This is a genomic window from Sphingomonas sp. GW822-FHT03G08, from assembly GCF_058801135.1.
The window spans coordinates 2,932,773-2,955,644 of the sequence record NZ_JBXAMZ010000001.1 but is presented as its reverse complement, the minus strand read 5'-3'; the positions used below and the strand labels follow the sequence as shown (position 1 = coordinate 2,955,644).

Below are 22,872 nucleotides of genomic sequence, written 5' to 3'. Positions count from 1 at the left end.
GCCGCCATGCTGATGGGCTTCGGCCTCTCTATCGAGCCGCAGCTCTGGGCCCTGCTGTTCGCCATGGTGCGGATCGGCGCGGCCTTCATCGCGGCGCCGGTGTTCAGCGCAATGGCGATCCCGCTGCCCGCGCGCATCGCGCTCACCGGCGCGATCGGCGTGCTCGTGCTCAACGTCGCGCACGTCACCCCGCCGGCCGAGATCTTCTCGCTCACCACTTTCCTCGCGATCGCCGCCGAAGCGCTGACCGGGCTCGCGATGGGCTTTGTCCTGCAGGTCGCATTCTCCGCGCCGATGGTGGCCAGCGAAGTCATCTCCATGTCGATGGGCCTGGGCTTCGCCAACACGGTCGATCCCAATAGCGGCCACGCAACCCCGGCGATCGGCACCTTCCTGTCGCTGATGCTCACCCTGATCTTCCTGTCGCTCGACGGGCACCTCGTCCTCGTCGAGCTGGTGGTGCGCAGCTATGACGTCATGCCCCCCGGCGCCTGGATCGCACCCGATCGGCTGCTCGGCATCGCGATGTTCGGCGGCTACACCTTCCTCGCCGGGCTGCTGCTCTCGCTGCCGATCGGCTTCCTGCTGCTCTGCCTCAACCTGATCGTCGGCATGCTCAGCCGCGCCGCGCCGGCGCTCAACCTGTTCGCGGTGGGGCTGCCCGCCAGCCTGCTCTTCGGCGTCGTCGCGATGCTGCTCGCGCTCCCTGCCATGGGGGACTACCTCGTCGTCATCGTCCGCGAATCGCTCACGATGATGCCGCAGCTGGTGCTCGGCTGATGTCGGAGTCCGGCGGCGAAAAGACAGAAGCCCCAACAGCCAAGCGCAAGCGCAAGGCGATAGACGACGGGCAAATACTCAGCTCGAAGGATTTCGGCACCGCGCTGATCGTGCTGCTCGGCTGCAGCTGGATGATGTTCTTCGGCCCCTCGCTGGTACGCGCCTGCAAGGAAGTGATGGTCGGCAGCTTCACCTTCGGGGTTGCCGATGTCGAGGATTTCGAGCCCTGGCGTCCGATCGCCGAGGCGGGCTGGAAGCTCGCCACCCCGATGCTCGCGCTGCTGCTGCTCGCGGTGATCGGCGCGATCCTCAGCCATGCCGGGCTGGCCGGCATCCGCTGGAACTCCAAGCTGTTCGCGCCCAAGGCCTCGCGGATCAACCCGGCTTCCGGCCTTGCGCGGATCTTCGGTCCCAATGGCTGGATCGAGCTCGGCAAGGGCCTGCTCAAGGTCGTGCTGCTCGGCAGCATCGGCACCTGGCTGCTGTGGTCGATGACGCGCCGCTCGCTCGGCCTGGTCGAGGCGGACCTGCACGGCGCGATCGGGGCGATGGGCGGCGAGTTTCTCACCCTGCTCTTCGTCATGGCCGGCGGACTGCTGCTGATCGCCGGCGTCGACCTGCCGATCCAGATCCTGCGCCACATGGCCAAGCTGCGCATGACCAAGCAGGAAGTCCGCGACGAGCACAAGGAGAGCGAAGGCTCGCCCGAGGCCAAGGCGGCCCAGCGCCAGCGCCAGCGCCAGATCCTCAAGGGCGGCTTCCGCAAGGCAGTGGCCACCGCAAACGTGGTCATCACCAACCCGACCCATTTCGCGGTGGCCTTGCGCTACGAACAGGGCAAGGACCAGGTGCCGGTGCTCGTCGCCAAGGGCCGCGGCGCTACCGCGCTGGCGATCCGCGAGCTCGCCGGCGAGCTCGACGTGCCGATCCTCGAAATCCCGCAGCTCGCCCGCGCCGTCTATTACACCAGCAAGGAAAACCAGGAGATCCGCGACGATCTCTACATGGCGGTCGCCACCGTGCTCGCCTTCGTCTTCCAGCTCAGCAAGCGGGCCAATGCGGTGATGCCGCCGGTCACCGTGCCCGACACCGCACTTTTCGACGAAAACGGCCGCAAACAGGCACGCGCGCACTAAAATCGGCGCGGCACCGGCCGTTTACCGGGGGAGAGGTAGACATGACCACGACAACGGCCACCACTGCGACTCCGACGCCTTCGATCGCCACCACCCTTGGTACGGGATCGGGGATCGACATCACCGCGCTGGTCAATTCGCTGGTCACCAACGCGTTCACCAACAAGAACGCGATGCTCACCCAGAAGAATGACGCGCTGACCGCGCAGATTTCGCAGATCAGCACGATCAAGAGCAATATCAGCGACTTCTCGGCGGCGCTCACTTCGCTGACCGGCTCGGGCTCGCTGTCGACCCAGCCGACCAGCTCGAACACCGGCATCCTCAACATCACCCGGCTGCCCGGCGCCGACCTGTCGGGGCTAAGCGCCACCGTCGAGGTACGCCAGCTCGCCCAGGGCCAGGTGACCAGCTCGCAGCTCTTCTCGGGCGGCAGCGCGACGGCGATCGGCACCGGCACGCTCACGCTCAGCTTCGGCACCGCCACCGTCACCGACGGCGCGATGACCGATTTCACCCAGGGTCCCGCTGCCTCGATCGACATCACGGTCGGCTCGGGCAATTCGACGCTCAAGGGCATCGCCGACGCGATCAACGCCAAGAAGGCGGGTGTCACCGCCTCGATCCTCAGCGACAACAATGGCGCGCGGCTGGTGCTGAAGAGCGCGACCGGCGCGTCGCAGGCCTTCACGCTGAGCGGCACCGGCGACCTGTCGGCGCTCAATGTCGGCGTCGGCGCGAGTTCGTCGGTCAATCAGGTCGCGCAGGACGCTCGCGTCGCGATGGACGGCGTCGAGGCGAAATACCCGACCAACAGCATCTCGGGCCTGATCCCCGGCGCGCGGCTCGATCTCGTCGCGGCGCAGGTCGGCACCAAGGTGGCGATCGGCGCCGCCACGCCCACCGCGGCGATCAGCCAGGCGGTCACCAACTTCGTCGACACCTATAACCAGGTGCTGAAGTCGGTGCAGGACGCCACCGATCCGATCACCGGCCCCTTGCGCACCGATCCGGCGGCGAAGGACCTGCTGCGCCAGCTCAAGAGCCTGTCGCTCGCCGAGCTGGTGCCGGGCGCCACCGACGATGTGCCGCACAAGCTCGCCGATATCGGCGTGAAGACCAATCGCGACGGCACGCTCTCGGTCGACAGCGCCCGCCTGTCCAAGGTGCTGTCCACCTATCCCGACGATGTCGAGGCGATCTTCGCGGAAGGCGCGGGGATCAGCAAGGCGCTGTCCAGCCTGGTCGCCACCGCGATCGGCAGCAGCACGCCGGGCAAGGAGACGGGGCTCACGTCGAGCAACAAGACCTACACCAAGCAGATGGACAAGCTCTCCGAGCAACAGGACAAGGTCGTCACCGACACCGCCAACATGCGCGATCGGATGACGCAGCAATTCGCCGCGATGGATGCCAAGGTCGCTGCCTACAAGTCGACCCAGAGCTTCCTGACGCAGCAGATCGCCGCCTGGAACAGCAGCGGCAGCTGATGCGCTACGCCTCGGCCCTCGCCGCCAACCCCGCGGAAACCTATCGCCAGATCGACATCGTCGGCCGTGCCGCCGGTGGCGATCCGCACGCGCTGGTCGGCCTGCTCTACGAGGAAGGCGTCGCCGCGCTGCGCACGGCCGCCTGGGCGGTCGAGCGTGGCAATTATGCCGTGCGCGGCGAGCGGGTCGCGCGGGCGACGGCGATCCTGTTCGCGCTCGAGGCCGGGCTCGATTTCGAGAAGGGCGGCGATGTCTCGAAGACGCTCGCCACCTTCTATCACGGCCTGCGCGGCCAGATCCTGCAGGCCGCCGTCGGCACCGATCCCGCACCGTTCCGCGACGCGGCGAACAGCCTCGACGAGATCGCCCGCGCCTGGAGCAGCCTGAAGAGCGCGCCTCCTGCGGCTTAGGCGCCAATTTCAGTTACCCGGCTTTAGCCGGGGAACAGCTAACCCAAACGCAGCATCCTGAATTAAGCGCCGCCCCAGCGCGCCAGCACATCCTCCACGCTTTCGTCCACCGGCGGCAGTGCCTCGGCGGGCGTCGCCGAGAAGCGCGGCGTCGGCACGGGCTGCACGCCGCCGTCCCGCGCCGCGAAGGTGCCGCGCGCGCGGTTCTGCGGATGGAGCGGTGCCTCGGTCAGCGACAGCACCGGTGTCACGCAGCCATCGCCGCTCTCGAACAGCGCCGCCCATTCGTCGCGCCCCCGCGAAGCAAAGGCGGCGGCGAGGACTTCGGTCAGCGCCGGCCAGGCGGCGCGGTCATATGGGTCGAACCGGTCCGCCGCGATCCCCAGCCCGGCGCACAGCGCGCGAAAGGCCTGGGGCTCGAGCGCACCGACCGCGACATGGCGGCCATCGGCACAGGCATAGCAGCGATAATAGGGCGCGCCGCCATCGACCATGTTGGCGGTGCGGGCATCGACCCAGCGGCCCGAGGCGTGGAGCGCATAATAGAGCGACATCATCGATGCCACGCCGTCGATCTGCGATGCCTCGATCACCTGGCCGCGCCCGGTGGCCTGGGCGGCGAGGATGCCGGAGACCAGCCCGAGCGCGAGATACAGCGCGCCGCCGGCATATTCGCCGATCAGGTTGAGCGGCGGCACCGGCGCGGCGGCCGGGCCGATCGCATGGAGCGCGCCGGACAAGGCAAGGTGGTTGATGTCGTTGCCGGGCGTGCCGGCAAGCGGCCCCTCGCGGCCCCAGCCGCTGGTGCGGGCATAGACCAGCCGGGGATTGAGCGCGAGGCAGCGCGCCGGATCGAGGCCGATCTGCTCGGCCACGCCGGGGCGATAGCCCTCGATCACCCCGTCGGCCTCGGCGATCAGCGACAGCGCCTGCTCGCGCCCCGCCGCCTGGCTGAGGTCGAGCAGCACCTGCGATCGGCCGCGATAGAGCGGCGCGGCCACGGCGCTGCCCTCGCTGCCCGGCCGGCGGATCCGGATCACGTCGCAGCCCAGGTCGGCAAGCAGCATGCCGGCGAACAGCACCGTGCCCGGCATATCGAGTTCGACGATGCGCAGCCCCGCCAGCGGACCGTGCGTTGCTGCGACCATTTGGCTCCCCCATGCGCGATTCTGCCGATGCATAGCCGCAGCCCGCACCTCAGGTCCACGCTGGCGCTTGCCGAGCCTTTGGGCTAGCGGGAAGCCATGTCGGCACCTCATATCGTCGCATTGGGCGGCACCCTGCGACCCGAATCCGCCACCGGACGCCTGCTCGCGGCCACGCTCGCCAAGGCCGAGGCGCGCGGCGCCCGCACCACCTTGCTCACCGGCGAGGCGATCGCCTTTCCGCATTACGAGCCGGGCAATGTCGAGGGCAATCCGGCGGTGATGCGCTATCTCGAGGCGCTGCGCTCGGCCGATGCGGTGATCGTCGGCTCGCCCGGCTATCACGGCACGCTTTCGGGCCTGGTCAAGACCGCGCTCGATTATGTCGAGGCGATGAGCAAGGACGATCGCCCCTATTTCGACGGGCTGCCGGTCGGCCTGATCGCCACCGCGGCAGGCTGGCAGGCGGCGGTCTCGACGCTGCAGGCGCTCCGCACCATCACCCATGCGCTGCGTGGCTGGCCGACGCCGATGGGCCTGGCGATCAACACGATCGAGCCGGGCGACGCGCTCGACAAGTGCAGCGGCCCGATGGACGTGATGGTCGGCCAGATCTTCAGCTTCCTCGATCGCTGATCGGGCTGGTTGCGCGCCGCTTAACTGTTTCGTGATTGTTGCAGCGCTATGCTGCCGGCCATGGACGAGGCTTCGGCACAGGAAGGCATTGGCAATCGCCGACGTGCCACGCGCACCATTCTGGCGGTCGACGACAGCCGGACCAACCTGCATGTCCTCGCGCATCGGCTCGGCCAGCTCGGCTATCTCGTCGTGCTGGCGGACAGCGGCACCCAGGCGCTCGAGCTGATCTCGGCACGCGGTTTCGACATGGTGCTGGTCGATCGGGTGATGCCCGAAGTCTCCGGCCTGCACGTGCTGCAGGAGATCCGCGGCACGCGTGACACGTCGGACCTGCCGGTGATCGTCGTCACCAGCCAGGACGATCCCGCCGGCGCGGTCGAGGCGCTGCAGGCCGGCGCCGACGATTATCTCGCCAAGCCCTACAGCTTCGAGGAGCTGGCCGCCCGTATCGAGCGCACGATGGCGCGTTCGGACCGGATGGAAGAGCTCAAGCGGTCGAACCTGGCGCTCGATGCCCGCATCGCCGCGCGCGCGATCGAACTGGGCGAGGCACGCGGCGAGCTTGCCGCCGCCCGCGCAGAGCTGGATCGCCTCCAGCGCGCCTGAGCGCCTAGCGTTCGAACCAGTGCCGGCGGAGGAAATAGCCGGTGATCAGCACCGCGACCGCCACGCACAGCGCCACCACGCCCCAGAACGCCCAAGGCTCATGCGCCCAGGGAATGCCGGCCACGTTCATGCCGAGCAGGCCGGTGATGAAGGTGAGCGGCAGGAACACCATCGCCACTACCGCGATCATCAGCGAGCGCTGGTCGATCAGTTCCGAACGCAGGTCGGTCAGCGTCTCGTGCGTCAGCGCGGCGCGCTCGCGGATGCTCTCCAGCTCTTCCGCCATGCGCGCGGCCCGGTCGGCGGCGGCGGCGAGGTGGAGCCGGTCGTCCTCGGCCAGCCATTCCACCGGCAGGCCCGCGAGTTTCTCCAGCGCGGCGCGCTGCGGATAGAGGAAGCGGCGCAGCCCGATCGCCTTCACCCGGGTCTCGTTGACCAGCCGGCGCAGGTCGAAGGCGCGGTGGCGGGAGATCTGCTCCTCGCAATCGTCGAGCGAATCGCCCAGCTCGGCGACCATCGGGTCCAGCTCCTCGGTGATCGCCTGGGCGATCGCGGCGATCAGGTCGCCCGGATCGAGGACCTTGCCGTCCTCGACCAGCTTGCGCACCGGCTGGACCGCGTTGAGCTGCTTGCGCGAGACCGAGAAGACGCAGCCGCCATGCGCGTACATCCGGATCGAGGCGAGCGGATCGGAGGTGTCGAGCGCGTCGGAGGACATGCCGCGCAGGTTGATCAGCGCCGCCGGGCCGAACAGGTCGCAGCGCGGGCGCGTCTCCATCGCGGTCAGCGCTTCGATCACCGGCTGGGCGAGCTTGGCCTCGCCGCTCAGCCAGAGCTGGGCGCGCTCGTCATTGGTATTGAGATGGATCCAGCTCAGCGCGGCATCCTTGCCCAGCGCTTCCTTCAGGATGGGCTGCTCCACCTTCCCGTCATGGACGATATAGGCAAAGCCGCTCATGCGCCGGGCTCCAGCCAGATCGAGAGCCCGGGGCCGGGCACTTCGGGTGGGGCGGAGCAGGCGATGCGCGGCGCATCGGCGCGGGCGCGGTTCAGGATGGCAGTCGGCACGCCGGGAAAATGGTACACCCGCTCGGCCTGCGCAAGCGCGCGCGCCTGGCGCAGCGTCAGATCGTCGGGGTCGTCCGAGGCAAGCGTGATGCGCACCAGCCGGGCATCTTCCGGCGCCCGCATGCGCGCAACCACGTCGCTGCCGAGTCCTTCCGCCAGCGCCGCGCCGATCGCGCGGCGGCGGTCGGCGATGTCGGGAAAGCGTGCGCGCAGCTCCGTGCGCGCCGCATGGAGCGCCTTTGCGGTCTCGCCCAGGTCGGCGGGAAGCTCGGCCTCCAGCTTCTGGCGCAGCGCCGCGGCGAGCCCGGCCGAGACGCCGCCGGTGCCGATCGCCACCAGCACCGGATCGCGTTCGACGATCGCGGGCAGGGTGAAGTCGCACAGGTCCGGGCGGTCGACGGTGTTCACGAGCACGCCGCGAGAACGCAGCCGCGCGACAATCGGTTCGGGCTCGTCCGTCGCGACGATCGCCAGCGAGGCCTGCGCCGCCTCGTCGACGATCTCGGCGCCCGCGCGTTCGAGCAGCCGGCGCTTGGCCTCCGCCGCCTCGCCGCTGCCGATCAGGATCACCGGCCGCCCTGCCAGCTTCACGAAGATCGGCAGGGCGGTCAGCGTCATCTTACTTCAGCCAGTCCGGAACCTGTTCTTCGCCCATGATCGTCTCGGCGGTGATCCGCCCCGCGACCAGTTCGAATCGCTCCCCCGACACCAGCACCTCGGGCACCAGCGCGCGGCTGTTGTAGGTGCTCGCCATGGTCGCGCCATAGGCGCCGGCGCTCTGCAGCACCGCCAGGTCGCCGCTCTTCAGTGCGTCGATCTCGCGATTCTTCAGGAACACGTCGCTGCTCTCGCACACCGGGCCGCAGACATTGGCGACCATGGTCTCGCCGCTCGGCGTCACCGAGGCAAAGCCATGATAGGCGTCGTACAGCGCGACGCGCTGCAGGTCGTTCATCGCCGCGTCGACTACCACCCAGGGATTGGTCACGCCCGGCTTCACCCACAGCACTTCGGTGAGCAGCACGCCGGCATTGGCCGAGATATGGCGGCCGGGCTCGAACATCAGCTCGACATCCCAGTCCTTCGTCACCCGCGCGACCATCTCGCCGAACGCTGCCGAGGTCGGCGGCACGTCCTCCGGCTTGTAGGCCACGCCCAGGCCGCCGCCCAGGTCGACATGGGTGATCGTGTGGCCGGCGGCGCGCAGCTCGGCGACGAGCTTGCCGACGCGCTCGAACGCGGCTTCCAGCGGCGCCAGGCTGAGCAGCTGGCTGCCGATATGCACGGCGACGCCGCGCAGGTTGATGCCTTCCAGCTTGGCCAGACGGTCGAAGATCGCCGGGGCCTGGTCGATCGGCAGGCCGAACTTGTTCTCGGCCTTGCCGGTCGAGATCTTCTCGTGCGTGCCGGCATCGACGTCCGGGTTCACGCGCAGCGCCGCCGGCGCGACCATGCCCTTGGCATGCGCGATCTCGGCAAGGACGACGCCTTCTTCCTCGAGTTCGAGGTTGAACTGGCCGATCCCGGCGTCGAGCGCCTGGTGGAGCTCCTTGCGGGTCTTGCCGACGCCGGAGAACACCACGTCCTTCGCCGGGATGCCGGCCGCGAGCGCACGCGACAGCTCGCCGCCCGAGACGACATCGGCGCCGAAGCCCTCATTGGCGAGCAGGCGCAGCACCGCGAGGTTCGGATTGGCCTTCACCGCGAAGGCGACATGGTGCCGACCGACCGGCTCCAGCCCCTTGCGGAAGGCGCGGGCGGCCTCGCGAAAGGCCTCGGTCGAATAGACATAGACGGGGGTGCCGATTGCTTCGGCGATGCGGGCGAGCGGAACATTCTCGGCGTGCAGGGTGCCGCCGATCACTTCGAAATGAGACACGGGAAAACTTCCTATTGGGCTTAGCGCGGCGGTAGGTCGTAGGCGTCGCTGCGCCGCTGGTCCGAACTCTGGATAAGGTCGTCGCTACGTGCCGGGCGCGTCTGGACGGGCGGGTTAAGCAGGTCTCCGGGCGACGGCGTCGCAGTCGCGCCATAGGGCGCTGCCGGCAGCGACGCCGTCGCCGCGGGTTTGAGCGCCGAACGGTTGCCGCAGCTCGCCAGGGCAAGTCCGCCCACCAGGGCCAGGGTCAGCAGCACCAGTCGCTTCATCACGCTTCCTCCTCGCGGCTCTTGCGCGCCGCCGCGATGGCTTCCCGTACGCGCTTCGGCGAAGTGCCGCCAAAGCTCGTCCGGCTCGATACCGAGGCATCGACGCTCAGAACGTCATATACGCGTTCATCGATCCGTGCGTCGATTTCCTTGAGTTGGGTGATCGATAGCTGATCGAGACGGATGCTTGCCGCTTCCGCTGCCGCCACCGCGCGTCCGGTGATGTGGTGTGCCTCGCGGAATGGGATGCCGCCTTCGCGCACCAGCCAGTCGGCCAGGTCGGTGGCGGTCGAGAAACCGGCCTCGGCGGCGGCGCGCATCCGGTCGAGCCGGAAAGTCGCACTTTCCACCATGCCGGTCATCGCCGCGATGCTTAGGCCGAGTAGGTCATGCGCCTCGAACACCGGCGGCTTGTCGTCCTGCATGTCCTTCGAATAGGCGAGCGGCAGGCCCTTCATCGTGATCATCAGCGAGACGAGCGCGCCGGTGATTCGGCCGCTGTGCCCGCGCACCAGTTCGGCGGCGTCGGGATTGCGCTTCTGCGGCATGATCGAGCTGCCGGTCGACCATTGATCGCTCAGCGACACGAAGCCGAAGGGCTGGCTTGCCCAGATCACGAACTCCTCGGCCAGGCGGCTGAGATGCAGCGCTGCCTGTGACGCGGCAGTGAGATACTCGATCGCGAAGTCGCGGTCGGAAACCGAATCGAGCGAGTTGCGCGTCGGCCCGTCAAAGCCGAGCGCCTTTGCCGTCGCTTCGCGGTCGAGGTTGAAGCCGGTGCCGGCCAGCGCCGCCGAGCCGAGCGGGCAGAGATTGAGGCGCGTACGGGCATCGCGAAGCCGCGAGCGGTCGCGCGCGAACATCTCGAAATAGGCCATCAGATGATGGCCGAGCGTCACCGGCTGGGCCACCTGGAGATGGGTGAAGCCCGGCATCACGCTGTCGGCATGTTCCTCCGCACGCGCCAGCAGCGCATCCTGCAGCGCGCCCAGTGCCGCCTCGGCCTGGTCGACCGCGTCGCGCACCCACAGGCGGAAATCGGTCGCCACCTGGTCGTTGCGCGAGCGGGCGGTGTGCAGGCGGCCCGCGGTCGGGCCGATCTTCTGCGCCAGCCGCGATTCGGCGAGCATGTGGATGTCTTCGAGCGCCAGGTCCTCGGGCACGCCCCCGGCTTCGAAATCGGCCGCGACTTCGCTCAGGCCCGCGTGGATCGCCGCTGCGTCCTCGGCCGCGACGATGCCCTGCGCACCCAGCATGGTCACATGAGCCTGGCTCCCGCGCAGATCCTGGCGCCACATCCGCTTGTCGAAGGGAATGGATGCGTTAATCTCGCGCATGACTGCAGACGGGCCTTCGGCGAAGCGCCCACCCCACATGGCATTGGAGCTGTCCTTGCGCTCGGCTATCTCACTTCTCCTGCTCGGCACCCTGATGATCGCGGGGTGCGATAAGCGCTCCGGGCCCGGAAGCCAAGCAAACGAAACTATCTCCGCGGCTAATGCGGCATCGGATGCGGCGTCGGCCGCTGCCGTCGCCGACAAGGGGCAGCTCGATCGCAGCCACAAGGGCGAGGCCGCGCCGGACTTCGCGTTCGTCGATCCGGCGGGCAAGAAGGTCACGCTGGCCGCGTTCAAGGGCAAGCCGGTGCTCGTCAACCTCTGGGCGACCTGGTGCATTCCCTGCCGCGCCGAGATGCCGACGCTCGACACGCTCGCCGGGCAAAAGGGCGATGCGTTGCCGGTGATCACCTTGAGCCAGGACATGAAGGGCCGCGAGTTGGTCGATCCCTATTTCGCCAAGGCGGGGTTCAAGAACCTCAAGCCCTGGACCGATCCGGACATGGCGTTCAGCCTCGGCATGAACGCCAACCTGCCTACCACCATCCTCTATGATTCGGCCGGCAAGGAAGTCTGGCGCCTGTCGGGCGAGATGGACTGGGCGGGTGCCAAGGCGGCGGCCCTGCTCGCCGAGGCGCGCTAGGATTGCCCCTCCCCGCTTCCCCGGCGAAAGCCGGGGCCCAGGGTTTCTCTGCCGTATCGCTTTTGGTTCTGGCCCCCGGCTTTCGCCGGGGAAACCAAACGGCATGCTGCACCTTGCAATGTAGGATTTCGCCTGCTCGGCTCGAGCGCCCGGCTCCCCGGGCCGTCGCTCTTTGACGCTGTAGGAAAGATAGGATCAGCCGCGCGCAACGATCGTGCGAGATGTGGCGCTTTCCCGAGGAAATAGGGAAAATAGCGGCCCGCAAAATCCGCTTTGGCCTGTACTTCGTGTACTTTGGCGAGTCGGGCCGGCCCCTGATGTAGGGGGCTTGTGCCCCGCGCCATTCTCGGGAACACTCCCCGAAATGACAGGCGAACCTACCGTCGGGCGCGACCTCCAGGGGCCGCGCATCGTCACGCTTCCCGCCCGGCCCGAGCCGATCCGCGTGCATGCCGATGAAACGGCGATCGTCGTGATCGACATGCAGAACGCCTATGCCTCGCCCGGCGGCTATGTCGACCAGGCCGGCTTCGACATCTCCGGTTCGGCCGGGACGATCGGCAAGATCGCCGCGGTGCTCGATACCGCCCGCGCCGCCGGCATGCCGGTCATCTATCTGCAGAATGGCTGGGATGCCGATTATGTCGAGGCGGGCGGCCCCGGCTCGCCCAACTGGCACAAGTCCAATGCACTGAAGACTATGCGCGCCCGGCCCGAGCTCAGCGGCAAGCTGCTGGCGCGCGGTACCTGGGATTATGAGCTGGTCGATGCGCTGGCGCCGAAGCCCGGCGACATCCGCCTCCACAAGACCCGCTACAGCGCCTTCTTCAACTCGCAGCTCGATTCGACGCTGCGCGCGCGGGGCATCCGCAACATCGTCTTCGTCGGCATCGCCACCAATGTCTGCGTCGAGAGCACGCTGCGCGACGGCTTCCACCTCGAATATTTCGGGGTGATGCTCGAGGACGCGACGCATCATCTCGGCCCGCCGATGATGCAGGAAGCCACGGTCTACAATGTCGAGAAGTTCTTCGGCTGGGTCTCCACCACCGCCGATTTCTGCGGCAGCTTCGGCCAATTGCCCCGGGAGTAAGCAATGCCCTTCGAACCGATCAACCCGCCCCAGTTCCCTACCCCGATCGCGCCCTATTCGGCCGGGGCGAAGGCGGGCAACACCGTCTATGTCTCGGGCGTGCTGGCGCTCGGCGAGGGGGGTATCGTCCTCCATGTCGGCGATGCCGCGGGCCAGACCCGGCACATCCTCGAAGTCATCAAGACCACGCTCGAGGCGGCCGGCGCGACGCTGGAGGACGTGGCGATGAACCACATCTTCCTCAAGGATTTCGCCGATTACCCCGTCTTCAACCAGATCTATGCCGAGTATTTCCCCGGCGCCAAGCCGGCGCGCTATTGCATCAAGGCGGATCTGGTGAAGCCCGATTGCCTGGTCGAGATCGCCTCGGTGGCGCATATCGGCTGATGCCCGAGGCGGCGGGCCTTTACTATGAGGAACATGGCAGCGGACCGCCGCTGATCCTCTCCGCCGGCATGGGCGGTTCCGGCAATTACTGGCGGCCCAACCTGCCCGCGCTTGCCGAGCATTACCGCCTTATTCTCTACGATCACCGCGGCACCGCCCGCTCGGACCGGACGGTCACCCCGCGGCTGGAAAGCATCGGCGACGATATCCGGCTGCTGATGGACGAACTCGGGATCGAGAAGGCCTCGATCCTCGGCCATGCGATCGGCGGCATGGGCGGACTGAGCCTGGCGCTCGACACGCCGGAGCGGGTCGACAGGCTGGTGGTGGTCAATGGCTGGGGCCGGCTCGATCCCTATACCAGGCGCTGCTTCGATGCCCGGCTGGCGCTGCTGCGCGCCTATGGCGCCGGCAAATATGTTGATGCCCAGCCGATCTTTCTGTTCCCGCCGCAGTGGATCTCCGAGAATAGCGACCGGCTGGACGAAGAGGCCAGGCACCATGTCGCCGGCTTCCCGGTCGAGATGGTCGAGGCGCGCATCCTCGAAGCGCTCGCGTTCGACCTGATCGGTCGGCTGGAAGCGACGCCGCTCGAGACGCCGGTGCTGCTGCTCGCCAGCGACGATGATGCGCTGGTCCCGCCAGCCTGCTCGCAAGTGCTTGCGCAAGCCATTCCGGGGGCGCAACTTGTCCGGATGCCCTGGGGAGGGCACGCCTGCAACGTTACCGATCCGACGGGCTTCGAAGCCCGCGTGCTCGCATTTCTGGGGAGCTAATCACATGGAAGTCGGCGTCTTCGTTCCCATCAACAACAATGGCTGGCTGATCAGCGAGAACGCGCCCCAGTACATGCCGAGCTTCGACATGAACAAGGCGATCGCCCTGAAGGCCGAGGAGCATGGCCTCGATTTCCTGCTCTCGATGATCAAGCTGCGCGGGTTCGGCGGCAAGACCGAGTTCTGGGAATATGGGCTGGAGAGCTTCACGCTGATGGCCGGCCTCGCCGCGGTCACCGAGAAGATCAAGATCTACGCCACCTGCCCCACGCTGATCATCCCGCCGGCCTTTGCTGCGCGGATGTGCAACACGATCGATTCGATCAGCCATGGCCGCTTCGGCCTGAACCTGATCACTGGCTGGCAGCGCCCTGAATACAGCCAGATGGGCCTGTGGCCGGGCGACGAGCATTTCCGCAACCGCTACCAGATGCTCGACGAGTACGCCCAGATCCTGCGCGAGCTGTGGGAGACCGGGCGTAGCGACCTGAAGGGCGAATATTACCAGATGGACGATTGCCTCGTCCGCCCCACGCCGCAGGGCGAGATGAAGATCATCTGCGCCGGCTCGTCGGACGAGGGTCTCGCCTTCTCGGCGAAATGGGCGGACTATGCCTTCTGCCTCGGCAAGGGCGTCAACACGCCCAAGGCCTTCGCCTTCAACAATGAGCGACTGGCGGAGGCGACCGCCAAGACCGGGCGCGACGTGAAGGTGTTCGTGCTGATCATGGTGATCGCCGACGAGACCGACGAGGCGGCGATGGCCAAGTGGCAGTCGTACCGCGACGGCCTGGATATCGATGCGGTACGCTGGCTGATCGACCAGGGCGCGGCCGACAAGAACAATCCGACGACCAATGTCCGCCAGCTCGCCGCGCCTGAGGGGGCGGTGAACATCAACATGGGGACGCTGGTCGGCAGCTATGAAAGCGTCGCGCGGATGCTCGACGAGATGGCGGAAGTGCCCAACACCGGGGGCGTGCTGCTGACCTTCGACGATTTCCTCGAGGGCGTCGAGAATTTCGGCACGCGCATCCAGCCGCTGATGAAGAGCCGGCAGAAGGGCTGATCGGCGCAGCTTTTCCGGGGGCGGATCGTTTCGGGGGTGGGTTTTCTCGAAGTCGGAGAGCAAGCATGAAGAAGCTGACTTCCCTCGCCGCAATGGCGATACTCCTGGCCCCGGCGCTTGCCGAGGCGCAGCAGCACCGTCCGGGCGGCGATCGCCCTGGCCAATCAGGCCAGCGCCCGCCTTCGGGAGGCAATCATGGCGGCCCCGGTGGTCCCGGTGGACCGGGTGGTCCTGGCCGGCCCAATCCCGGGCATCCGGGAACTCGTCCGCCCGCGCCGCGCCCGCCGGTGGTGCGTCCGCCTTCGCCGCGTCCGCCGGTCGCTCGCCCGCCGCACCGTCCCGGTGCAGGCCGCCCGCCCCAGTTCCGGCCGATCCACCGTCCGCCCTTCCGCTATCCGCCGGGCTATCGCTACCAGCGCTGGTCGATCGGCGGGCTGCTGCCGCTGCTCTTCCTGTCGAACAACTATTATTATGACAGCTGGTACGATCTCGGCCTCGGCGCGCCGCCCCCGGGCTATCGCTGGGTGCGCTACGGTCCGGACCTGCTGCTGGTGAACATCCGCACCCGCCGCGTCGTCGACGTGATCCGCGGCGCCTTCTACTGACCTGAAACGAAAAGGGGCGGCCCGGACAATCCGGACCGCCCCCCTTTCCGATGCCGCGTGAACGCGTCGCGGATCAGAAGCGGATCGAGAGGCCACCGGTGAAGCTCTGGCGCTTGGTGCCGGAGAACTCGACCGTATAGCCGCCCTGCACGCGCACGCCCGGCGTGACGTCCAGCCCAAGCCCCAGTGCGGCCCGGCCCGCGGTCGCTTTCCGCTCGACGCCAAAGGCGTACAAGCCCTCGGTCGTGTCCTGCAGCCCGCCCCAGGCGGACAGCGAGCCGCTGCCGAGCCGCTGCTGCACACCGAGTTCGGCATAGGGCGTGATCCCGACGCCGCCGGCCTGGAAGCCGCCCGAAACGGCGAGCGACGCGCGTCCGAACAGGCTGTTCTTGTTGAGCCGCGCGACGTTGAGCGCGAAGCCGTTGCCGCCCTGCTCGCTCAGCCCCTCGCGTCCGGCATGGATGTAGATCAGGTCGGCCCGCGGCGTGATCGCGAGCTTGCCGAAACGCAGGCGGTAATCGACGCCGCCTGCAGCCAGCCAGCTCTTGAGATTGTAGCTCGACTTCACCGCAGTCGGCGCGGCGAGCAGCTGGCGCTTCGTTTCCGCCGTGCCGCTGCTGAGTGCAGCGACGCCGTGCAGTCCGAACCCGCCCAGTCGCGCATCGGCGAAGATGCCGCCCGAGAGCTGATCCCAATCGGTACGCGCGCCGAGCCAGGCCATGGTCTGCCGGCTGCTGCCGCCGCCGAAGAAGGCGCCAACCTGGATATCCTCGTCAAGGCCATAGCCGAACCCACCCTGGAAACCGTGGCTCGAGCCATGAGTCTTCACGGCGCCCGTGTAGGAATCGCCGCCCACATCCGCAGTGCCGCCGGTGAAGCGGCCAAAGGCGAAGAAGCCGCGGCGCCCGGCATTGGCGGCGCTGTCCGCCGATACGCTGTCGAACAGCGACAGGCTGTTCTCGATGCCGAGCTGGATGACCGAGGCATAGGCTTCCGGTGTCAGCTGGGCAAAGGCCTGCTCATTCACGCTGCCAGTAGCGCTGACCAGCGCCGGCAGCGCCGCCGTATAGGTCTGCACGCTCTTGCCTGCGCCCAGCGTGGCATTGGCGTAGGCGATGCTCGCGCGAGTGTTGAGTGGATAGGTGTCGCTGTTCTGGAACTCGCTCTGGAGCTGCAGCCGGTTGCCGTTGACGACAACGAAGCCGAAGATGTCGTTCGACTTGTTGATCGTCGTGAAGCGGCCGGTGATGCCGCCCTGCGCAACCACCAGGTCGAGCCGTGCGCCAGGTGCGTTGCGGAGCGTGCCGGTGATGTCGATCCCGGCGCCATTGGCGATAACCAGCTTGCCCGAGATGTTGAGCAGGTCGCTCGCCGTCGGCGAGAGCTCGAGCAGCAGGTTCGAGCCGCTGAAGAAATGGACGTCGCCATTCACCGTCATCGTGCCCGGCGATGCGCCCGGTGAGAGGGTGCCCTCGACCAGGATGTTGCCGTTCACCGTGCCGGCGGTACCGAAAGTGGCGCCACGGGCGATCAGGACGCCGCTGGTCGCGGTGATCACGCTGCCCGCCTGTCCGATCAGCCGTCCTCCGGTGAGGGTGATCGCGGCCCAGCTGCTGGTGCCGGTGGTCGAGATCACGCCGCCATCGACGTTGAGCGCCTCGAAGCCGGTATAGGCGTTGGGATCGAGCAGCGTCGGTGCCGCATAGGTGCCGCTGGTGTTGAAGATCAGCGTGTCGGTGCCATCCCCACCGTTCCGCGCGCCGGTGATCGTGCCCGCGCCCGAGATGGTCAGGAAGTCATGGCCCGCGCCCAGGTCGAGATTGCCTTCGATCCGGCCGGATACGGTTACGATGTCACGGTTCGCGCCACCGGCCACGTTGGCGGTTAGGGTGTTGCCCGCCGTCACGTTGAACACACCGCCATCGATGCCGACGCCGTTGGCGAAGCTGGCATTCTGGTCGATCCTCAGCTCGCCCGAGATGCCGCCCGATGCTTCCAGCCGTTCGAAACCGGTCTGATGTACGGAGCTGAGCAGGCGAACCGTATTGTCGGCCTGGTGCAGCACGAGCGTGTCATTGCCCGCGCCGCCATCCACGCCGCCGGCCACGGTCGCGCCGGCGCCCAGCGTGAAGCGATTGTCCGCCCCGTCGAAGGTCACGCCGGTCGCGGTGCTGAGTCGGGTGTTGGCGCCCAGTTCGAAATTGCCGCCGGTCACGGTCACCGAATCGAAGCTGTAGTCGCCGCCGGTGAGCGCAAGCGATCCGGCGCCCTCGGAGATCAGCTTCTCGAACGAGACGATCTGCGATGCCACCACGGTGCGGCTGTCCGCCGTGCCGGATTGGACGCGCAGCGTGTTATTGCCCGCGCCGCCATCGACCCTGCCCTGGAACTTCACGCCGGCCGCGATGATGAGCTCGTTGTCGGTGTTGCCGGTGAAGTTCACCCGCTGGTTGGCGCCCAGGTCTCCAGCCAGCGTCAGCGGCGCTGTGCCGGCGATATTCGCCACTTCGAAGCCGAACATGCCGGCGATCGACGAGGCGCCGTCGAGCGTCAGGTTGAGCGTATCGGTGCCCGCGCCGCCATCGAGCGCGCCCTGGAGCAGGCCCGACAGGTGCATGGTCAGGCTGTCGTCCCCGCCGCCCAGCGAGACGCCGCCCGTCAGCCTGCCGTCGATCGTGACCAGCTGGCTGTCGTCGCTGCCAATGACATTGGCGACCGAGCCGTTGGTGCCGGAAAGCACCAGGTTCGCGCTCTCCAGGATCTCGATATTGTGATAGGTCTGGCCGTGGTCGAGGTTCACCGTCAGCGTGCCCGGGCCATAGACGCCGAACGAATTGAAGTTGGTGACCGAGCCCGGAATGCTGCCGTCCGCGCCGGCGAGGTTGAAGACGAAGGTGTTGTTCCCCGTGCCGCCGTCGATCGTGCCGGTGACCGTGCTGCCCGAGCGGGCGATATAGCGGTCGTCGCCGTCGCCGAGCAGCACGTCGCCGTGGATCGTGCCGGCATTGTTCACCGTATCGTCACCGCCGCCGAGATTGACCGAACCGTTCAGCGTGGCACCCGCTGCAAGGCCGAGCCTGTCGACCTGCGCATTGCCGAGTACCGGCGCGGTGAGCGTCGCGCCGCCGGCAATGTTCAGGTTGCCGCCTTCGAGCAGAACCTGCTGGTAGGTCGCGTCCTTGTCGACCACCAGCGCGCCCGTGCCTGAAGTCGACAGTTGCTGGAAATTGGTGAAGGTGCCGGCTGTGCTCAGGTTGCGGCTGTTGTTGGCATCGAGCTCGAAGGCGAGCGTGTTGGTGCCGCCACCACCATCGACCGGGCTGCCGACCGTGCCGGTGCCGTGCAGCGTCAGGCGATTGTCGCCGGCGCCGAAATGCACGCCGTCCGTCGCGGTGAGCGAGGCCCCGTTTCCGATCGAGAGGTTGCCCTCAACCTGCGCGGTCTGGAAATGATAGGCTTCGCCCTGGAGCGAGAGCGTGCCTGCACCACCGGCCACCAGCTTTTCGAACGAAGTGAGCTGTCCTGCCACGATCGTGCGGCTGCTCGCCGTGCCGGTGTTGATCTCGAGTGTGTCGGTGCCATCGCCGCCATTGGCGCTGCCTTCGAACACTGCGCCGGTGTCGATGATGAAGTGGCTGTCCTCGCCGTCGAAGTTCATCTGCTGGCCTGCGCCGAGATGCCCGGTGAGCGTCAGCGGCGCGGCGCCCGCGGCATTGACGATCTCGAAGCCGAACAGGTCGTTGATCGACGCGGCTCCGGTCAGGTTGAGGTTGAGCGTGTCGGTGCCCGAGCCGCCGTCCAGCGCGCCGCGCAGCACGCCGGAAAGCGCGATCGACAGCGTATCGTCACCCCCGCCCAGCGACACGCCGCCGGTGAAGTCGGCATCCTGGATCGTCACCACCTGCGCGGTGTCGTCGCCCTTGATCAGGTCGACCGTGCCGGTTCCGTCGAGCAGGGTGAGGTTGGCCTGCTCCCACAGTTCGATCGTCTCATAATTGCGGTCGAGGCCGAGGGTGAGGGTACCGGGGCCATAAGCGCCGAACGACTCGAAATTGGTGAAGCCGCCGGGGATGGAGCCGCTGTTGCCGTGCATCCGGAAGACGAACGTGTCGGTACCGTCGCCGCCGTCGATCGCGCCGGTGACCAGGCCGCCGCCAAGTGCCTCATAGCGGTCGTTGCCGGCGCCAAGGTTCAGGTTGCCATGGATGGTGCCGGAGTTGACGACATTGTCATCGCCGTCGCCCATGTCGACGTCGAAGCCGATGGTACCGGTGTTGACGAGCGTATCGCCCCCGCCGCCGAGTGCGACGCCACCGGTGATCGTGCCATTGTTGGTCAGCGATTCGACGCTGTCCGCACCGGCATTGTCGAAGGTGTATCCCGTGCTGCCCGAGGCTGAGCCGATCGTGTCGCCGGCATCGATCCGCAGCGCGATGTCGCTCAGGCGCATCGACATCTGGTCGATCGAGCCGAAGAGCGAGACCGTGCCGGTGCCAAAGCTGTTCTGCAGTTTGGTCAGCCCCTCGAAGTTGCGGAACTGGCTCATGTCGAGCTTCTTGGCATCGCTGCCGGTCAGATCGACTGCGATCCCGTCGATGCCGTCGCCGCCATCGACGCTGCCGATGATCTGGGCGCCTGAGCCCGTGACGTAATAGTCATGGTCACCGCCGAGATTGAGGTCGCCGTTGAGCGTGCCGTAATTGGCGAAGGAATCCCCAAGATCGCCGAGGTGGATGTTGCCGATGATCGTGCCGCTATTGGTGATCAGATCGGTGGAGTTCCGGGTGTGGATCGCACCGGCGATCGTGTACTCGCCATCGTCCAGCAGGCGCGCGGTTGCCAGGAAGTCTTCCTCGCCAAGCGTGTAGCCCGCGCCGCCGCGGATCGTGCCACGATTGTCGAGGGTGAAGGTCGCTTCCAGGTCGTTGCCACCATCGACGCCGATCGCGACGCCTTCGGCGCCGACTTCGATCGTGCCCAGGTTGACGACGTTGGCATTCGCCCCTGCGGTTGCCGCGCCGAAATCGAACAGCGCGCCATAGGAGATCGTGGTGCCGAACTCGTCGTCCCTGACCGCGCCCGAGCCGCCGCTGATCGTGCCGCGATTGGTCAGCGAGGCGGCGGTACGCGGACGCGGGCCGTCGGTACCAGTGGCAAAACGAACGCCGCCGCTGGCCGCGTTGGTACCGCGGATCAGGCTGTCGTTGACCACTTCCATCTTGTGCCCGGACAGCAGCAGGCCCGAATAGCCCTGGCCCGTGGCTTCGAGCGTGCCGCTATTGGTCACCCGAATCAGATAATTGGTGCCGAGGCCGTAAGGCATGCGGTTCTGCACCGCGAGCGCGTACTGCGCATCACCGGTGGGGCCGACATGGCCCGTGGTGCGAATCGTGCCCGAATTGACGATGTCGCCCATCAATTCGGTAGTCGCCTGTTCCTCGAACAGAACCAGCGCGGCCGATTCATAGGCGCTGCTGTTCTCGATCAGGCCGGTGTTGGTGAACCGGAAGGTCGGCCCGGGCCCGTTGGCAAAGGCATTGACCAGAACCGCGAGCGAGGTCTCCGTTCGGATAGAGCCTTCGTTGCGGAAGCTGGACAGGGTTTCCGCGTAGACGCCCCTCTCCTCGCCGGACCGGATGTTACCTCGATTGACGAAGTCGATATTGTTGCCGACGCCCTCGATATCGCGGATCCAGACACCGAAGCCGTCGGTGTCGATATTGGCGCTGTTCACCACGGTGCCGTCACCAATGGCCATCAGGCCATTGCCGAGCGTCTCCGCGCTCGCGACGGTGACAACCGTATCTGCACCATTAGCCTCGATGCCGTGCATCTCGAAATTGATGATGCCGGGCTGGCTCAGGATGGCGTTGCTGGCGGTGTAGGTCGCCGAGGCGCCGAACGACTTGCCATAGCCGTCGATCCCATAGCCGCCGTCGATCTGGCCGTTCACCCCATTGGTGGCGCCGGTGTAGAGGAACATGCTCTCGCCGTCGGCGAACTGGACGTCGCCTTCGATCGTCCCCGAATTGACTAGGACGTCGGTCGCGTAGCCGGTGCCCTGATAGGCGAGCTTATCGGTCGGAGCGAGGGATCCCGTCAGGGGGATGTATCGCGTGCCACCGACGATCACGCCCGCCTGCGAGCCGCCATTGGCGAACTGCCTGATCGCGTTGCGGGTGACCAGCACCTGGCCCTCGTTGCGGATCGTGGCATCGACCACCGATTCGAGCCGGCCGACATTCTCGATATAATTCGCGCCCTCGCTGGCGAGCACCGCGTTGCCGCTGGCAAGCACGATGCCGAGACCGCCACTCGCCACGCCGCTGCGCGTGCTGTTCTCGGTGAGCGTATTGTAGAGCTTGCCGCCGATCAGCTCGACGCCGACACCGCCGGCGGTCGTACCGCCATTCACCGAACCCACTGTGATCTTGGTCGAATTGAAGACTCGTCCGCTGCTCTGGATCAGCCGGACGTCCCCCATCTCCGGGTCGGTCGAGGCGATAGTGGTGTTCGCTTCCAGGAAGATGTCGGCGGATCCACCGGCGATGCCGAGGCCCTGCTGGAAGCGCACGCGGGCGCTGTCGATGAGCCGGAGCTCCTGGGCATAGGCAACATCGACAAGACCGGTATCCGAGCGTCGCCCGTCCATGTCGGCGGCGATCACGACTGTCAGCAGCGCGTCGCCATCGCCGCCCTGCTGGGCCAGGGTGGAGCCAGGCTCCACATAGATGGCCTTCTGATCGGTTGCGGCGGCACCGCCCTGGTCCTGGGCATCGAGGCTGGCGCCGACGAAGATCGTGCCGTCACCGGCAAGCCGCACCGGCTCGTGATTGAGCTTCATCTTGGCATTGGCGCCGGGCGGATCCGAACGCGAGCGATTCTCGAGGCGCAGTTCCGTGTCGTTTCCCGAGGCTTCATAGACGATACCGCCATCGAACGGGGTGCCGTCCGCCGTGACGAATTGCCTGCCCGTACCGCTCGCCGGCGTGGTGAAGACCAGATTTGCGGTCCGGCTACCGGTAGCGCGCAGCCACAGGGTGTCGAGGCCGCCGGCATCGGTGAGCGTGCCGGTTACGAGGCCGCTCAGGTCGAGCACACCGGTATCCGCGTTGACTCGGCCGATATCGGCAACGACCCGGTCGTCGCCGGTGCCCAGATGCACTTCGCGCGGGGCCTGGCCTTCCTCGAGAATCACCGGTTCGGTGCTCTGGGCGTGCGCGGCCCCGGCCAGGATGAGCGGCAGCAATGCGCTGCCCAGGAGGAGCCCCGCGCGACCCTGAAACCGGCGCGCGGACGTGCGATTCTTCAAGCTGTGGGTCGATTTCACGAGATAAGCCCCTCTTTACTGGTTCGGATGGCCGGGCGCGGACGCGGCTCGGCGGTGTTTCCGGTGGGGGCTCGGGCGCGATGCGGCCCGCATTTTGCGACATAGGCGGCTATCCAGAAGACCAAGTCGGTCATTCCGGCGGGTTTTGCGACGAGCAGGGCAAAAGTCAGTTCAGCATATGCAAGATGCCGGCAGAACGGTGTGCCGAAT

19 protein-coding genes are annotated in these 22,872 nt (G+C 67.2%); 12 read left to right on the top strand and 7 right to left on the bottom strand.

Annotated elements, in window-relative coordinates; translation table 11 throughout:
* The first annotated feature begins 6 nt into the window (after nt 1-6).
* From fliR to AC1RJ5_RS13585, 4 genes are read left to right on the top strand one after another with little or no spacing between them, the layout of a single operon-like run.
* Nucleotides 7-780, top strand: coding sequence for a flagellar biosynthetic protein FliR (gene fliR / locus AC1RJ5_RS13600; protein WP_342250268.1), 774 nt, complete (start codon nt 7-9; stop codon nt 778-780).
* Entirely contained in the window at nt 780-1,916 is a 1,137-nt protein-coding gene (flhB, locus tag AC1RJ5_RS13595; protein WP_184163006.1) for a flagellar type III secretion system protein FlhB, read from the top strand. Before fliR ends, flhB begins: the two co-directional genes overlap by 1 nt.
* Nucleotides 1,917-1,957: 41 nt before the next feature.
* Nucleotides 1,958-3,406 carry a flagellar filament capping protein FliD gene (gene fliD / locus AC1RJ5_RS13590; protein WP_269573422.1) on the top strand — a complete coding sequence of 483 codons (1,449 nt, stop codon included), beginning with the start codon at nt 1,958-1,960 and terminating at the stop codon, nt 3,404-3,406.
* Nucleotides 3,406-3,816, top strand: a complete 411-nt coding sequence (locus AC1RJ5_RS13585; RefSeq protein WP_493113798.1) for a flagellar export chaperone FliS — start codon at nt 3,406-3,408, stop codon at nt 3,814-3,816. The genes fliD and AC1RJ5_RS13585 overlap by 1 nt, the downstream gene beginning before the upstream one ends.
* 62 nt (nt 3,817-3,878) lie before the next feature.
* Here the strand turns inward: AC1RJ5_RS13585 and AC1RJ5_RS13580 are convergent, their stop codons facing one another.
* Nucleotides 3,879-4,964 (bottom strand): CaiB/BaiF CoA transferase family protein, encoded by a 1,086-nt coding sequence (locus AC1RJ5_RS13580; RefSeq protein WP_493113796.1) that lies wholly within the window; start codon nt 4,962-4,964, stop codon nt 3,879-3,881.
* 96 nt (nt 4,965-5,060) lie between these two features.
* On the opposite strand from AC1RJ5_RS13580, the gene AC1RJ5_RS13575 reads away from it, so the two are divergent.
* Complete coding sequence (locus AC1RJ5_RS13575) at nt 5,061-5,597, top strand: NADPH-dependent FMN reductase (RefSeq protein WP_342250265.1); 537 nt, start codon at nt 5,061-5,063, stop codon at nt 5,595-5,597.
* 60 nt (nt 5,598-5,657) lie between these two features.
* Entirely contained in the window at nt 5,658-6,206 is a 549-nt protein-coding gene (locus AC1RJ5_RS13570) for a response regulator transcription factor (protein ID WP_269573425.1), read from the top strand.
* Nucleotides 6,207-6,210: 4 nt separating this feature from the next.
* Here AC1RJ5_RS13570 and AC1RJ5_RS13565 read toward each other — a convergent pair whose 3' ends face one another.
* Genes AC1RJ5_RS13565 through argH form a run of 5 tightly spaced genes read right to left on the bottom strand, consistent with a single transcriptional unit; the run spans nt 6,211 to nt 10,798 of the window.
* Complete coding sequence (locus AC1RJ5_RS13565) at nt 6,211-7,164, bottom strand: CorA family divalent cation transporter (RefSeq protein WP_184162991.1); 954 nt, start codon at nt 7,162-7,164, stop codon at nt 6,211-6,213.
* Complete coding sequence (locus AC1RJ5_RS13560; RefSeq protein WP_493113793.1) at nt 7,161-7,892, bottom strand: precorrin-2 dehydrogenase/sirohydrochlorin ferrochelatase family protein; 732 nt, start codon at nt 7,890-7,892, stop codon at nt 7,161-7,163. Before AC1RJ5_RS13560 ends, AC1RJ5_RS13565 begins: the two co-directional genes overlap by 4 nt.
* A gap of 1 nt (nt 7,893) precedes the next feature.
* Nucleotides 7,894-9,153 carry a diaminopimelate decarboxylase gene (lysA, locus tag AC1RJ5_RS13555; RefSeq protein WP_493113791.1) on the bottom strand — a complete coding sequence of 420 codons (1,260 nt, stop codon included), beginning with the start codon at nt 9,151-9,153 and terminating at the stop codon, nt 7,894-7,896.
* Nucleotides 9,154-9,173: 20 nt separating this feature from the next.
* On the bottom strand, nt 9,174-9,422 hold the full coding sequence (locus tag AC1RJ5_RS13550) for a hypothetical protein (protein ID WP_184162983.1): 249 nt from the start codon (nt 9,420-9,422) through the stop codon (nt 9,174-9,176).
* Nucleotides 9,422-10,798 carry an argininosuccinate lyase gene (gene argH / locus AC1RJ5_RS13545; protein WP_493113789.1) on the bottom strand — a complete coding sequence of 459 codons (1,377 nt, stop codon included), beginning with the start codon at nt 10,796-10,798 and terminating at the stop codon, nt 9,422-9,424. The genes AC1RJ5_RS13550 and argH overlap by 1 nt, the downstream gene beginning before the upstream one ends.
* Nucleotides 10,799-10,814: 16 nt before the next feature.
* Between argH and AC1RJ5_RS13540 the strand changes: the two genes are divergently transcribed.
* The 6 genes from AC1RJ5_RS13540 (at nt 10,815) to AC1RJ5_RS13515 (ending at nt 15,332) form a co-directional block, all read left to right on the top strand.
* The gene (locus tag AC1RJ5_RS13540; protein WP_493113787.1) at nt 10,815-11,402 is read left to right on the top strand and encodes a TlpA family protein disulfide reductase; all 588 of its coding nucleotides are present in this window, start codon (nt 10,815-10,817) and stop codon (nt 11,400-11,402) included.
* 364 nt (nt 11,403-11,766) lie between these two features.
* On the top strand, nt 11,767-12,495 hold the full coding sequence (gene rutB / locus AC1RJ5_RS13535; protein WP_342250420.1) for a pyrimidine utilization protein B: 729 nt from the start codon (nt 11,767-11,769) through the stop codon (nt 12,493-12,495).
* 3 nt (nt 12,496-12,498) lie between these two features.
* Entirely contained in the window at nt 12,499-12,882 is a 384-nt protein-coding gene (rutC, locus tag AC1RJ5_RS13530) for a pyrimidine utilization protein C (RefSeq protein ID WP_184162974.1), read from the top strand.
* Complete coding sequence (gene rutD / locus AC1RJ5_RS13525) at nt 12,882-13,658, top strand: pyrimidine utilization protein D (protein WP_342250421.1); 777 nt, start codon at nt 12,882-12,884, stop codon at nt 13,656-13,658. Before rutC ends, rutD begins: the two co-directional genes overlap by 1 nt.
* Nucleotides 13,659-13,662: 4 nt before the next feature.
* Nucleotides 13,663-14,727: a pyrimidine utilization protein A gene (gene rutA / locus AC1RJ5_RS13520; protein WP_269573431.1), complete on the top strand. Its 1,065-nt coding sequence runs from the start codon at nt 13,663-13,665 to the stop codon at nt 14,725-14,727.
* A 65-nt stretch (nt 14,728-14,792) separates the two neighbouring features.
* Complete coding sequence (locus AC1RJ5_RS13515) at nt 14,793-15,332, top strand: RcnB family protein (protein WP_493113784.1); 540 nt, start codon at nt 14,793-14,795, stop codon at nt 15,330-15,332.
* A gap of 73 nt (nt 15,333-15,405) precedes the next feature.
* Here AC1RJ5_RS13515 and AC1RJ5_RS13510 read toward each other — a convergent pair whose 3' ends face one another.
* Nucleotides 15,406-22,581: a hypothetical protein gene (locus AC1RJ5_RS13510; protein ID WP_493113782.1), complete on the bottom strand. Its 7,176-nt coding sequence runs from the start codon at nt 22,579-22,581 to the stop codon at nt 15,406-15,408.
* Between the last annotated feature and the right edge of the window lie 291 nt (nt 22,582-22,872).

Bases quoted from the DNA above. Each gene is read 5' to 3' on its own strand.
- fliR (WP_342250268.1), top strand. From the start codon at position 7: ATGCTGATGGGCTTCGGCCTCTCTATCGAGCCGCAGCTCTGGGCCCTG.
- flhB (WP_184163006.1), top strand. From the start codon at position 780: ATGTCGGAGTCCGGCGGCGAAAAGACAGAAGCCCCAACAGCCAAGCGC.
- fliD (WP_269573422.1), top strand. From the start codon at position 1,958: ATGACCACGACAACGGCCACCACTGCGACTCCGACGCCTTCGATCGCC.
- AC1RJ5_RS13585 (WP_493113798.1), top strand. From the start codon at position 3,406: ATGCGCTACGCCTCGGCCCTCGCCGCCAACCCCGCGGAAACCTATCGC.
- AC1RJ5_RS13580 (WP_493113796.1), bottom strand. From the start codon at position 4,964: ATGGTCGCAGCAACGCACGGTCCGCTGGCGGGGCTGCGCATCGTCGAA.
- AC1RJ5_RS13575 (WP_342250265.1), top strand. From the start codon at position 5,061: ATGTCGGCACCTCATATCGTCGCATTGGGCGGCACCCTGCGACCCGAA.
- AC1RJ5_RS13570 (WP_269573425.1), top strand. From the start codon at position 5,658: ATGGACGAGGCTTCGGCACAGGAAGGCATTGGCAATCGCCGACGTGCC.
- AC1RJ5_RS13565 (WP_184162991.1), bottom strand. From the start codon at position 7,164: ATGAGCGGCTTTGCCTATATCGTCCATGACGGGAAGGTGGAGCAGCCC.
- AC1RJ5_RS13560 (WP_493113793.1), bottom strand. From the start codon at position 7,892: ATGACGCTGACCGCCCTGCCGATCTTCGTGAAGCTGGCAGGGCGGCCG.
- AC1RJ5_RS13550 (WP_184162983.1), bottom strand. From the start codon at position 9,422: ATGAAGCGACTGGTGCTGCTGACCCTGGCCCTGGTGGGCGGACTTGCC.
- argH (WP_493113789.1), bottom strand. From the start codon at position 10,798: ATGTGGGGTGGGCGCTTCGCCGAAGGCCCGTCTGCAGTCATGCGCGAG.
- rutB (WP_342250420.1), top strand. From the start codon at position 11,767: ATGACAGGCGAACCTACCGTCGGGCGCGACCTCCAGGGGCCGCGCATC.
- rutC (WP_184162974.1), top strand. From the start codon at position 12,499: ATGCCCTTCGAACCGATCAACCCGCCCCAGTTCCCTACCCCGATCGCG.
- rutD (WP_342250421.1), top strand. From the start codon at position 12,882: ATGCCCGAGGCGGCGGGCCTTTACTATGAGGAACATGGCAGCGGACCG.
- rutA (WP_269573431.1), top strand. From the start codon at position 13,663: ATGGAAGTCGGCGTCTTCGTTCCCATCAACAACAATGGCTGGCTGATC.
- AC1RJ5_RS13515 (WP_493113784.1), top strand. From the start codon at position 14,793: ATGAAGAAGCTGACTTCCCTCGCCGCAATGGCGATACTCCTGGCCCCG.